This window comes from Microbacterium meiriae (assembly GCF_025143875.1).
GTDB classification, from domain to species: domain Bacteria; phylum Actinomycetota; class Actinomycetes; order Actinomycetales; family Microbacteriaceae; genus Microbacterium; species Microbacterium meiriae.
Window position 1 is genome coordinate 1 of the sequence record NZ_JAMBDU010000045.1, and the last position, 11,610, is coordinate 11,610.

At 71.7% G+C, this 11,610-nt stretch carries 12 protein-coding genes; 6 read left to right on the forward strand and 6 right to left on the reverse strand.

Going from position 1 to position 11,610, the window contains the following annotated elements:
• Positions 1-331 precede the first annotated feature (331 nt).
• Both purS and purQ read left to right on the forward strand, forming a co-directional pair.
• Entirely contained in the window at positions 332-580 is a 249-nt protein-coding gene (purS, locus tag M4D53_RS17285) for a phosphoribosylformylglycinamidine synthase subunit PurS (RefSeq protein WP_050304938.1), read from the forward strand.
• Positions 577-1,284, forward strand: a complete 708-nt coding sequence (gene purQ / locus M4D53_RS17290; protein ID WP_187663069.1) for a phosphoribosylformylglycinamidine synthase subunit PurQ — start codon at positions 577-579, stop codon at positions 1,282-1,284. The genes purS and purQ overlap by 4 nt, the downstream gene beginning before the upstream one ends.
• 97 nt (positions 1,285-1,381) lie before the next feature.
• On the opposite strand, the gene M4D53_RS17295 is transcribed toward purQ, so the two are convergent.
• Positions 1,382-2,638, reverse strand: a complete 1,257-nt coding sequence (locus M4D53_RS17295; RefSeq protein ID WP_259955275.1) for a YyaL domain-containing protein — start codon at positions 2,636-2,638, stop codon at positions 1,382-1,384.
• 214 nt (positions 2,639-2,852) lie between these two features.
• On the opposite strand from M4D53_RS17295, the gene M4D53_RS17300 reads away from it, so the two are divergent.
• From M4D53_RS17300 to M4D53_RS17310, 3 genes are all read left to right on the forward strand, one after another.
• The gene (locus M4D53_RS17300; RefSeq protein ID WP_060923499.1) at positions 2,853-3,749 is read left to right on the forward strand and encodes an SDR family oxidoreductase; all 897 of its coding nucleotides are present in this window, start codon (positions 2,853-2,855) and stop codon (positions 3,747-3,749) included.
• Positions 3,750-3,922: 173 nt separating this feature from the next.
• Entirely contained in the window at positions 3,923-5,584 is a 1,662-nt protein-coding gene (locus M4D53_RS17305; protein WP_259955276.1) for a glycoside hydrolase family 13 protein, read from the forward strand.
• A 68-nt stretch (positions 5,585-5,652) separates the two neighbouring features.
• On the forward strand, positions 5,653-6,660 hold the full coding sequence (locus M4D53_RS17310; protein ID WP_187663066.1) for a LacI family DNA-binding transcriptional regulator: 1,008 nt from the start codon (positions 5,653-5,655) through the stop codon (positions 6,658-6,660).
• Positions 6,661-6,764: 104 nt separating this feature from the next.
• Here the strand turns inward: M4D53_RS17310 and M4D53_RS17315 are convergent, their stop codons facing one another.
• Positions 6,765-8,399: an FAD-dependent oxidoreductase gene (locus tag M4D53_RS17315; RefSeq protein ID WP_259955277.1), complete on the reverse strand. Its 1,635-nt coding sequence runs from the start codon at positions 8,397-8,399 to the stop codon at positions 6,765-6,767.
• Entirely contained in the window at positions 8,396-8,560 is a 165-nt protein-coding gene (locus M4D53_RS17580) for a DUF8730 family Cys-rich protein (RefSeq protein WP_280565228.1), read from the reverse strand. Before M4D53_RS17580 ends, M4D53_RS17315 begins: the two co-directional genes overlap by 4 nt.
• A 93-nt stretch (positions 8,561-8,653) precedes the next feature.
• Between M4D53_RS17580 and M4D53_RS17320 the strand changes: the two genes are divergently transcribed.
• Positions 8,654-8,920 (forward strand): metal-sensitive transcriptional regulator, encoded by a 267-nt coding sequence (locus M4D53_RS17320; protein ID WP_187663064.1) that lies wholly within the window; start codon positions 8,654-8,656, stop codon positions 8,918-8,920.
• A 93-nt stretch (positions 8,921-9,013) separates the two neighbouring features.
• On the opposite strand, the gene M4D53_RS17325 is transcribed toward M4D53_RS17320, so the two are convergent.
• The 3 genes from M4D53_RS17325 to M4D53_RS17335 are packed head-to-tail and all read right to left on the reverse strand — an operon-like array spanning position 9,014 to position 11,545.
• Positions 9,014-9,640, reverse strand: coding sequence for a superoxide dismutase (locus M4D53_RS17325; protein WP_060923577.1), 627 nt, complete (start codon positions 9,638-9,640; stop codon positions 9,014-9,016).
• Between the two features lie 22 nt (positions 9,641-9,662).
• Entirely contained in the window at positions 9,663-10,199 is a 537-nt protein-coding gene (locus tag M4D53_RS17330; RefSeq protein ID WP_187663063.1) for a flavin reductase family protein, read from the reverse strand.
• The gene (locus M4D53_RS17335) at positions 10,196-11,545 is read right to left on the reverse strand and encodes an FAD-dependent oxidoreductase (protein ID WP_259955278.1); all 1,350 of its coding nucleotides are present in this window, start codon (positions 11,543-11,545) and stop codon (positions 10,196-10,198) included. The genes M4D53_RS17330 and M4D53_RS17335 overlap by 4 nt, the downstream gene beginning before the upstream one ends.
• Positions 11,546-11,610 lie beyond the last annotated feature (65 nt).

The window sequence follows — 11,610 nt, forward strand, 5'->3', positions numbered from 1 at the left end:
GGCCGCCCGGGGGGCCCCAACCCCCCCGGGGCGCGGCCCGGGGGGCACCCTGGCCGCCGGTCGCGAGCTCGTCGAGCGCCTCGGCAGCCACGTCGCCGGCATCTCGGTGCTCTTCGAGATCGACGGCCTCGGCGGCCGCGACACGATCGGCGACCTCCACACCGTCTTCCACTCCTGACCCCCTCTGACGCCGAGACCCCGGGTTCTCGCCGACACCCCGGCGTAGCGGCGGGCGCAGGGCGGGGTCTGGACGGGAGCCCGGGGTCTCGGCGGAGCATCGGCGAGCCGGTAGACTGAAACCGCCCGTCCGCCCGCGACTCTTGGAGCCGTCATGCCCACCATCGTCGTCGACGTCATGCCCAAGCCCGAACTGCTCGACCCGCAGGGCAAGGCCGTCTCCGGCGCCTTCGCCCGCCTCGGCGTCGAGGGCTTCACCGACGTCCGCATCGGCAAGCGCTTCGAGCTCACGGTCGAGGGCGAGGTCACCGACGAGGTCCTCGCCGAGGCCCGTCGCCTCGCCGACGAGGTCCTGTCGAACTCCGTGATCGAAGACGTCGTGGGCGTCGAGGTGGCGGAGTGACCGTCCGCATCGGCGTCGTCACCTTCCCCGGCTCGCTGGACGACGTCGACGCGCAGCGCGCCGTCCGCATCGCGGGAGCCGAGCCGGTCGCCCTGTGGCACGGCTCGCACGACCTCGAGGGCGTCGACGCCCTCGTCCTCCCCGGCGGTTTCAGCTACGGCGACTACCTGCGCGCCGGCGCCATCGCCGCGCTCTCGCCCATCATGAGCGAGGTCAAGGACGCTGCCGCGAAGGGCATGCCCGTTCTCGGCATCTGCAACGGCTTCCAGATGCTCGTCGAGGCGCACCTGCTCCCCGGCGGCCTGATCCGCAACGGGCACCAGCACTTCGTCCGCCGCGACCAGAAGCTCACGGTCGAGAACGCCGACACCGCGTGGACCAACGCCTTCCGCACCGGCCAGGAGATCATCATCCCGCTGAAGAACGCGGACGGCGGCTACATCGCCGACGAGCAGACGCTCGATCGCATCGAGGGCGAGGGTCTCGTGGCGTTCCGCTATGCCGGCGTGAACCCGAACGGCTCCCTGCGCGACATCGCGGGGCTGACGAACGAGGCCGGCAACGTCGTGGGACTGATGCCGCACCCCGAGCACGCCACGGAGCCCGGTTTCGGTCCGGACACCGCCGTCGCGATGCGCAGCGGGGTGGACGGTCTCGACTTCTTCACGAGCGCGATCGCCGCCGTCGCCCGCGTCGCCGCCTGACCCCTCCGTCGACCCACCCCTCTGCGAGCGTCCCACCCCTTTGCGGGCGCACTGACGAGGCCGGGTCGACCGCAAGGGGCCGGGTCGACGGACGAGGTTAGGGGAGACGGAAGGGGTTGTCGCCCACGGCCGCGAGCAGGTACCAGGCCGTCGTGCCGGTGTGCAGGCTCGCGTAGTAGAGGTCGCCGAAGCCGGAGTCGAGTCCGTCGGTCGAAGTCGCCACGATGCCCTTGCCGTCGCCGTTCGCCGCGTCGCGCTGCACCAGTCGGATGTCGGCCAGCAGCTCCTCCGCGCGCGCCTGGTCACCAGGGGCCCCGCGTTCCTGCAGCGCGAGGGCGAGGTGTCCGCTGCCCTCGAACCAGACCTTGGACACGTCCACGTCACTGATCGACGGGCCTCGGTAGGGACCGTCCTGGGCCACGAGGTGCGCGAGCGTCCAGTCGACGGCCGCTCCGTACCGGGCGTCCCCGGTGCCGAGGAGGCTCCACGTCTGCGCGTCGAGCGGGATCGGGCGGGTGTTGATCGTGCTGCCGTCCAGCAGTGTCCCGGTGTCCACGTGCCCGTCGGCGCTCTGCATCGCCGCGACGAAGCCTGCGGCCACCGCCGCCCGCTCCGCCCACACCGCGTCGCCCGTGAGCTGGGCGAGCTGCGTGAAGAACCCGGCGATGTCGCTGTTGTGCTCGGTGGACTTCCACTCCAGCGGCACCCCGGCATCGGTCTGCCCACCGGTGTAGCCGTAGGGCGCGCGGGTCATGTCGGCGGTGTTGTCCTGGATCCACTCCGCGATGCGCACCGCGCCGTCGAGATACCGCGTCTCGCCGGTGGCGTGGAAGAGGCGGGCGAGCGCCATACCCACCCAGGCCTGGTTGCCGGTGAAGGTGCCGGGTCCGGTGATCTCCATCCGGCCCTGACGGATGCCGTGCGGCTCGTACGAGGTGCGGACGCGGCCGTCGGCGACCGGGTCGTTCTCCTGCACGAAGAGGAGGGTGTCCGCGACAGCTTGCGCGCGGCGCAGGTCGTCCGGCAGACCGCGGGCGGTGTAGGCGATGACGACAAGGGCGTCGTCGTAGACGAAAGAGGGCGTGAAGTCCCAGGACGGCGTGGTGAAGAATCCGCCCTCGTAGCTGCGCGGCAGGCACCGGCCCTCGCCGTCGCAGAACTCGTCGACCCGGGCGTCGAGGAACTCGTAGGCGAGCGCGACCGAAGCGGCGGGGTCGTTCACCGGGTCGGCCGGGGGCTGCACGCGCGTGCCGAACGCATCGGACACGGCGGGGGCGGCACCGACGAGCACGGCGCCGACGACGAGGGCGGCGACGACCGCCCAGGGCGCGGATCGGCGGGCGGAAGCGGACATCACGACCTCTCGACGGCAGGACCCCCGGGGACATGCCGCGAGCGACACGGGGGGATGTTCGCCACCCTGTCATGACAGGAGGCTCGAGGGGAAGTGTCTTTCGGCCACATGCGCGTGTACCAAAGCGACCGGACGCGTGCAAGGCGTTTGCCGGACCCGGAGCGCGAGGCGCACGATGGTCCTCCCGTCCCCGACCTCCCGGAAAGGACACCCCATGTCCCGCGACCAGTACACCTTCACCAACCCGGTCGAGCTCTACGCCGACATCCAGCCGCAGAAGCAGCACATGCGCGAGCCCGGTCTCGACGCGGACCTCACCCCGAAGGCCGACCTCGGCGAGGAGTCGTACCGCGGCACCGGACGACTGACCGGACGCAAGGCGCTCATCACAGGCGGCGACTCCGGCATCGGCGCGGCCACCGCCATCGCGTTCGCTCGCGAGGGGGCCGACGTCGCGATCTCCTACCTCCCCGAAGAGGAGGAGGACGCCAGCCGCATCGCCGGGATCCTCCGCGAGGCGGGTGCCACCGTGGCCACCATCCCCGGTGACCTGCGCGACCCGGAGTACTGCCGGACCCTGGTGGCCGAGGCCGTCGCGGCGCTCGGCGGACTCGACATCCTCGTCAACAACGGCGGCAAGCAGGTCTTCCAGGAGTCCCTCACCGACGTGACGGACGAGCAGTTCGACGACACGTTCAAGACCAACGTGTACGCGATGTTCTGGATCACGAAGGCCGCCCTGCCGCACCTCCCCGCGGGGTCGACGATCATCAACACGACCTCCATCCAGGCCTACTCGCCGTCGGACATCCTCGTCGACTACGCGTCGACCAAGTCGACCATCAACGCGTTCACGAAGGGCCTCGCCCAGCAGCTCGCGCCGAAGGGAATCCGCGTGAACGCCGTGGCGCCCGGACCGATCTGGACCCCGCTGCAGCCGAGTGACGGGCAGCCGCAGGAGAAGATCGCGCAGTTCGGCCAGGACACTCCGCTCGGCCGGATGGGTCAGCCCGCGGAGCTCGCCCCCGCGTACGTCTTCCTCGCCTCCCCGGAGTCGAGCTACGTGCTCGGCGAGACCCTGAACGTCAACGGCGGCATGCCGACCCCCTGACTCTCATCCCCTGTCGACCCACCCCCTTCCGTTCCTCCCGGCCCCTTCCGGCCGTCCGCGAGGGGGTGGGTCGGACGGAAAGGGGTGGGTCGGCGGAGAGGGCGAAAGGGATCACCGAACCGTTTCGATACCTGTGGTGGCGGGACTGTAAGCGTTTGCAGTAGCCTGATCGCATGGCACAGCTCGAACAGATCGCAGCCCCCGGTTCCGAGTGGTGGCGCAGCGCCGTCATCTACCAGATCTACCCCCGCTCCTTCGCGGACGCGTCGGGCGACGGCATCGGCGACCTCCCCGGCATCACGAGGCGCCTCGACTCGCTGCAGGAGCTCGGCGTCGACGCGATCTGGCTCAGCCCGTTCATGACGAGCCCGCAGCGCGACGCCGGCTACGACGTGGCCGACTACCGCGACGTCGACCCGCTGTTCGGCACGCTCGCCGACTTCGACCTCATGCTCGCCGAGGCCCACGCCCGCGGCATCCGGGTGATCGTCGACCTCGTCCCGAACCACTCGTCCGACCAGCACCCCTGGTTCCAGGAGGCGCTCAAGGCCGCGCCGGGGAGCCCGGAGCGCGCACGCTACATCTTCCGCGATGGCCGCGGTGAGAACGGCGAACTGCCCCCGAACAACTGGGAGTCGGTGTTCGGCGGCGGCATGTGGCAGCGCGTCACCGAGGCCGACGGCACGCCGGGTCAGTGGTACCTGCACATCTTCGACGCCACGCAGCCCGACTTCGACTGGAACAACGAGGAGGTGCAGGAGGAGTTCCGCTCGATCCTGCGCTTCTGGCTCGACCGCGGTGTCGACGGCTTCCGGGTCGATGTGGCCCACGGCATGATCAAGACCGAGGGCCTCCCCGACTACACACCGCCCACCGACGCGGACTCCATGGGCGGCGGCGAGTCGAACGTGCCGTACTGGGGCCAGGACGGCGTGCACGAGATCTACCGCGACTGGCACAAGGTGCTCGCGGAGTACGACGGCGACCGCGCGCTCTGCGGCGAGGCCTGGATGCCGACGCTGAAGGAGACCGCGCTCTGGGTGCGTCCGGACGAGATGCACCAGACCTTCAACTTCCCGTACCTGATGACGGCGTGGGACGCGAAGGCGCTCGGCGACGTGATCCGTGAGTCGCTGGACGCCTTCGGCGCGGTCGGTGCACCGAGCACCTGGGTGCTGTCGAACCACGACGTCGTGCGGCACGCCACGCGCCTGGCGCTCACGATCGACAACCCGCAGGGCGAGGGCATCGGCCCGAACACCCCGGACAAGCCGGACACGGCCGTCGGCCTCGCCCGCGCCCGCGCGGCCACCACGCTGATGCTCGCGCTCCCCGGCTCCGCCTACCTCTACCAGGGTGAAGAGCTCGGATTGCCCGAGGCCATGGAGATCCCGGACGAGTACCGTCAGGACCCGACCTGGTTCCGCACGAACGGCGAGCGCTACGGCCGCGACGGCTGCCGTGTGCCGCTGCCGTGGGAGGCGGAGGCCCCGGCGTTCGGCTTCAACGACACCGGACTCTCGTGGCTCCCGCAGCCCGCGGACTGGGCGGCCTACGCCCGGGACGTCGAGGAGGTCGACCCGGCGTCGACCCTGGCCCTGTACAAGCGCCTGCTCGCCGGTCGTCGCGAGTTCGGATTCGGCACCGGGTCGCTGGTGTGGGAGGACGCCGGCCCCGACGCCGTGGCCTTCCGTCGCGGTGAGGTCCACGTGCTGGCGAACCTCGGCACGGCTCCGCTCGACCTTCCGGAAGGCGCGGTCGTCCTGCTCCGCAGCCAGCCTTTCGACGGCGCCCAGGTCCCGGTCGACACCGCCGTCTGGTACACCACGGCCTGACACCGCGGCGCCCGTGGCGCGCTCCACCCGGGGCGCGGCACGGGCGTCTCCGATCCGAAGGAACGACGATGGCGAGCATCGACGAGGTCGCCCGGCTCGCCGGCGTCTCCACCGCGACGGTCTCCCGCGCGCTGAGCGGCCGCGGGCACGTGTCGGAGTCCGCGCGCGAGCGCGTGCAGGCCGCCGCTGCCTCGCTCGGATACGTGGTCTCCTCCCGCGCCTCGAGCCTCGCGTCGGGGCGCACCCGCAACATCGGAGTCGTGGTGCCGTTCCTCGACCGCTGGTTCTTCAGCACCGTGCTGTCCGGGGTCTCCGCGGCCCTGATGCGGGCCGGCTACGACATCACGCTCTACAACATCACCGCCGACAAGGACGTGCGCCGCCACGTGTTCGACACGTTCCTGCGCCGCCAGCGGGTCGACGCCGTGATCGCCGTGTCCATCGAGCTGGACGAGGACGAGACCCAGCAGCTCCTCGACCTCGGCCTACCCGTCATCGCGATCGGCGGCCCCAATCCGAAGCTCGACACGCTCACGGTCGACGACGTCGCCGTGGCGCAGCTCGCGACGGAGCACCTGCTCGGCCTCGGCCACACCGAGATCGCCCACATCGGCGCGAACCCCGAGTTCGACATCGACTTCCACATCCCCACGAACCGACGACTCGGGTTCGAGCGGGCACTGGCCACGGCCGGCATCCCCCTGAACCCCGCGTTCCTGGAGCCCGCGGACTTCACGGTGGAGGGCGGCTACCGCGCCGCGAAGCAGCTCCTCGGGCGTCCGGGGCCGCGTCCCACCGCGGTGTTCGCCGCGTCGGACGAGATGGCGATCGGGGCGCTCCTCGCCGCGCGCGACCTCGGCTTCGCGGTGCCGGGGGACCTGTCCATCGTGGGCATCGACGGCCATGAGCTCGGCGAGTTCTTTCGCCTCACCACGGTCGACCAGTTCCCGCTCGGACAGGGCGAACGGGCGGCCGACGCGGTCCTCGCGAAGCTCACCGACCCGGAAGCCGTGCGCCCGCCCGCCGCCCTGCCGTACGAGCTCAACGTCCGCGGCACGACCGCCCGGCTCGTCTGAGCCGGGTGGCGTTCACAACTCAGGAGTACGGCGCGCAGAGACCGCGGTTCCGGCCCTGACGGGCGCAGGTGCGCCGGTTCTCCTGAGTTGTGAACGCGTCGAGCTCAGGAGCCTGCGGTCGCGTCCCGCCAGGTGCGGTAGCCGCCGTCGAGATTGCGCACCTCGCGCCCGTGGTGCCGCAGCAGCCGGGTGGCGATGTGCCCCCGGAGACCGACCTGGCAGTGCACCACGAGGTGCCCGTCCGGCAGCTCGTCGAGGCGGTCGCGCAGCTCGTCGAGCGGGATGTTCCGCGCGCCGGGGATGGCGCCGTTCGCATACTCGCCCGCGGAGCGGACGTCGATGAGGGCTGCGCCCGCCTGCAGGGCGTCGTCGAGCTCGTGCCACTGGAGGGTCGGCGTGGTGCCGCTGCGGGTGTTCTCGGCCACGTATCCGAGGATGTTCACGGCGTCCTTCGCCGAGCCGAACTGCGGGGCATACGCGAGCTCGAGGTGCGCGAGCCCGGAGGCGGTGACGCCCGCGTGCAGCGCCGTCGCGATGACGTCGATCCGCTTGTCCACGCCGTCACGACCCACGATCTGCGCCCCGAGGATGCGGTCGGTGGCGGGGTCGGCAAGGAGCTTCATCGAGAGGGTCTCCGCGCCCGGGTAGTAGCCGGCGTGCGACGCCGGATGCACATGCACGGCGTAGAAGTCGCGGCCCGCGGCACGGAGCTGCTTCTCGCTCCATCCGGTCTTCGCGGCGGCCAGGCCGAACACCTGCACGATGCCGGTGCCGAGCGCGGGGCGCGCTGACTCCTCCCGCCCCGCGATGACGTCAGCGACCATCCGGCCGTGGCGGTTGGCGAGACCGGCCATGGTCACGAGTGCCGCACCACCGCCGATGAGGTCGGCCTTCTCGACGCCGTCGCCGACCGCGAAGACGTCCGGGGCACTGGTGCGGCAGGCCTCGTCGACCGCGATGCCGCCGGTCTCGCCAAGACGGATCCCGGCGGCGCGGGCGAGTCCGACCTCGGGCACGACCCCGGAGGCATCGACGAGGAACTCCGCAGGGAGGGTGGCACCGTCGCTCAGGGTCACGGAATCCGCGGCCGTGGCCACGACCTCGACGCCGAGTCGCACGTCAACCCCGCGGCGCCGGACCTCGGCCGCGAGGGGGGCGGCCATCTCCGGATCCAGCGGGGCGAGCAGCTGGGCACCGCGTTGCACCAGGGTGACCGCGGCGCCCCGGGCGACGAGGTTCTCCACCGCCTCGAGTCCCGTGTATCCGCCGCCGACGACGACCACCGGCAGTCCGGGGCGGAGGGCGGCCTCGATCGCATCGGCATCCGCCACGGTCCGCAGGCTCCGCGCGGGGAGGGCTCCGGTCGGCTCGTCGCCGCGGGGCCGGGCACCGGTGGCGAGCACGAGGCGGTCGTACGGGTGGGTGCTCCGGTGGCCGCTGTCGAGATCGACGACCTCGACCGTCTTGCGCGCGGTGTCGATGCCGACGACGTCGTGACGGACGCGGACGTCCAGCCGGAAGCGGCGGTGCAGCGACTCCGGGGTCTGCAGCAGGAGGGCGCCGCGCTCCTCGATCACGCCGCCCACGTAGTAGGGCAGACCGCAGTTGGCGTAGGAGACCTCGGGACCGCGCTCGAAGACGACGATGTCCGCGGACTCGTCGAGCCGTCGGAGCCGGGTCGCCGCCGACATGCCGCCGGCGACGCCACCGACGATGACGACGCGGAGTGGCGCGCTCATCGGCCGAACAGCCGGGCCAGGAGACCGCCCTTGGCCTCGTCCTTCGGATGGCCCGTGCACCAGTCCGACGCCGGCACGGTGCGGCGGACGGCGTCGACGTGCTGACCACACCCCGCCCAGGTGGTCTTCCCGCAGGTACGGCAACGGACTGCTCGACACATCTGTTCTCTCCTCACTCGATACCCCGGTGGGTATGCAGACACTATACCCCCGGGGGTATAGTGGAGCGCACAGCCAGCCTTCAGGGAGAGACCATGACCACCGTCGACATCGACACGCAGCGCAAGATCGCCAACCGCCTCAAGCGCGCACAGGGACAGCTCGGCGCCGTGATCGCCGCGGTCGAGAGCGGCGGTGACTGCCGGGCCGTCGTCACGCAGCTCGCCGCCGTGACCTCCGCCCTGGACAAGGCGGGGTTCCAGATCATCGCCTCCGCCATGAAGACCTGCCTCGAGGACCCCGCGCAAGACGACGCCGTCCCGCTCCCCGACCTGGAGAAGCTCTTCCTCACCCTCGCCTGAACACGACCCGGCCCCTTGCGGCCACCCCGCCCCGGTGCGGATGATCGCAACGGGCCGGGGCGCACGCAAGGGGCCGGGTCGGCGAAGAGGGGGTCAGGGGACGAGGAGACCCGCGGTTGCGGTGCGCGCCGTCTCGAAGCGGCGCTGCACGTCGGGCCAGTTCACGAGGTTCCAGAACGCCTTGACGTAGTCCGCCCGCACGTTGAGGTAGTCGAGGTAGTAGGCGTGCTCCCACACGTCGAGCTGCAGCAGCGGGACGACGCCGAGCGGCGCGTTGCCCTGCTGGTCGAAGAGCTGGAAGATCACCGGGCGTGCGCCCACCGAGTCCCAGGCGAGCACGGCCCACCCGGAGCCCTGCACGCCGAGGGCCGTCGCGGTGAAGTGCGCGCGGAAGCCGTCGATCGACCCGAAGGAGTCCGCCAGGGCCGCCGAGAGCTCGCCCTCCGGAGCCCCGCCGCCCTCCGGCGAGAGGTTCTGCCAGAACACGGAGTGGTTGATGTGGCCGCCGAGGTTGAACGCGAGGTCCTTCTCGAGCTTGTTCACCGCTCCGAGGTCGCCGCTGTCCCGGGCCGCCGCGAGCTGCTCCAGCGCCGTGTTCGCGCCGGTCACGTAGGCCTGGTGGTGCTTGGAGTGGTGCAGCTCCATGATCTTGCCGGAGATGTGCGGCTCCAGCGCGGAGTAGTCGTAGGGCAGCTCGGGGAGCGTGTACGGAGTGGACATGGTTGTTCCTTTCGTGACGGGATCAGAGGGCGGTGTCGTGGGACAGGGCGTGGAATCGGCGGTCGATGTAGACGAGCGGGCGGGCGGGGCGGCCCGCGAGCACCTCGAGCACCTCGGCGATCACCACGGTCGACGAGCCGACGGGCACGGTCTGGATCGCTCGGCAGCGCAACGCGACCCTGGCCTCCGCCAGGTGCGGCTCCCCGGTCGGCAGCGTCGTCCAGCCCTGCTCGGGCGTGAAGCGCTCGGAACCGCTCACCGCGAAGCTCTGGGCGAGCGCGGAGTGCTCGTCGTCGATGAGATGCACGACGAAGGTCTCCGCGCCGAGGATGGCCCCGGCGCTTCCGGTCGCCCTGGTCACCGAGAACACGATGGCCGCCGGATCGACCGCGACCGACGACACGCTCGACGCCGTGAGGCCGACGGGGCCGTCCGGACCCTGCGCCGTGATGATGGCGACACCGGCGGGGTGGGTGCGGAACGCCGCCTTGAGCCCCTCTCCGACCGGCGTGGGCACCGGAGCGGCGGGGTGCGGGGTGGTGTGCGGGTCGCGGGTCATCGGGTGCTCTCCTCGAGAGGGATGGGGGTGGGGGTCGCGTGGGCGCGCATGGCCGCACGGTCGACGAGCTTCGTACGCTCCCGGCCGCGGACGGCTCCGGCGCGGCGCTCGGCCTCGTCGATGCGCAACCAACCCTCCCAGTCCACCACGCCGGGGAGGTCCAGGGGCGGGTCCCGGTCGATGCGGGCGGACGGAGTGGCAGCGAGGTCCTCGACGAGATGCTGCACGGTCTGTGCGGCGTCGGACTTGGTCGAGCCGATGAGTCCGATCGGCCCGCGCTTGATCCAGCCGGTGGCGTAGAGGCCGGGGACGGGCGTGCCGTCGGCATCGAGCACCCGCCCCTCCGCATTCGGCACGACGCCCCGCGCCGCGTCGAACGGCACACCGGGCACGGGCGAGGAGAGGTAGCCGATCGCCCGGTAGACGGCGCCGACCTCGTAGCGCACGAGCTCGCCGGTGCCGACCATGCGGCCGAGCGGATCGGACGCGGTGCGCTCGAACTCGATGCCCTCCACGCGGTCCGTGCCGAGGACGCGGACGGGGCGATGCCGGAAGTGCAGGTGGATGCGCCGGGACGCCCCGGCGGACGGACGCTCCGCCCACTCCCTGAGGGTGCGCACGATGATGCGGCGCTGGGAGAACTGCTCCAGCATGCGGGCGGCGTGGTCGTCGAGCTCGAGGTCGGCGGGATCGACGATCACCTCCACGTCGTGCTGCTCGCCGAGCTCGCGCAGCTCCAGGGCCGAGAAGCGCACATCGGCCGGACCACGGCGGGCGAAGAGGTGCACGTCGCGGATCCGACTCGCGGCGAGCGCGTCGAGGATGTGGTCGGGGGTGTCGGTCGACTCCAGCGCCGCGGCGTGCTTCGCAAGGATGCGCGTGACGTCGAGCGCGACGTTGCCTGCGCCGAGCACGGCCACGGACTCCGCCTCCAGACCCCAGCCCTGGGCGACGTCGGGGTGCGCGTCGTACCAGGCCACGAACTCCGCGGCTCCGTACGATCCGGGAAGGTCGGCTCCCGGCACGTCGAACGTCACGTCACGGTCGGCTCCGGTCGCGATGACGACGCCGTCGTACGCCCGGCGGAGCTCGTCGACCGTCACATCGACGCCGACCTCGACGTTGCCGCGCAGCCGGATGCCGGGCTGGAGGAGTACGTCGTGCAGCGCATCGATGATCTTGCGGATACGCGGATGGTCGGGGGCGACGCCGTAGCGGACGAGCCCGTACGGGGCGGGGAGCTTCTCGTACAGGTCGATGGCCGCCTCCGGCACCTGCGCCCGGAGGAGGTCGGCGGCGTAGATGCCCGCGGGGCCCGCGCCGACGATGGCGATGCGCGGGGTCACTCGTGCACCTCCTGCGGTGGGAGCGCGGCGATGAGGGGGTGGTCGTGCCGGATGAGTCCGGTGCG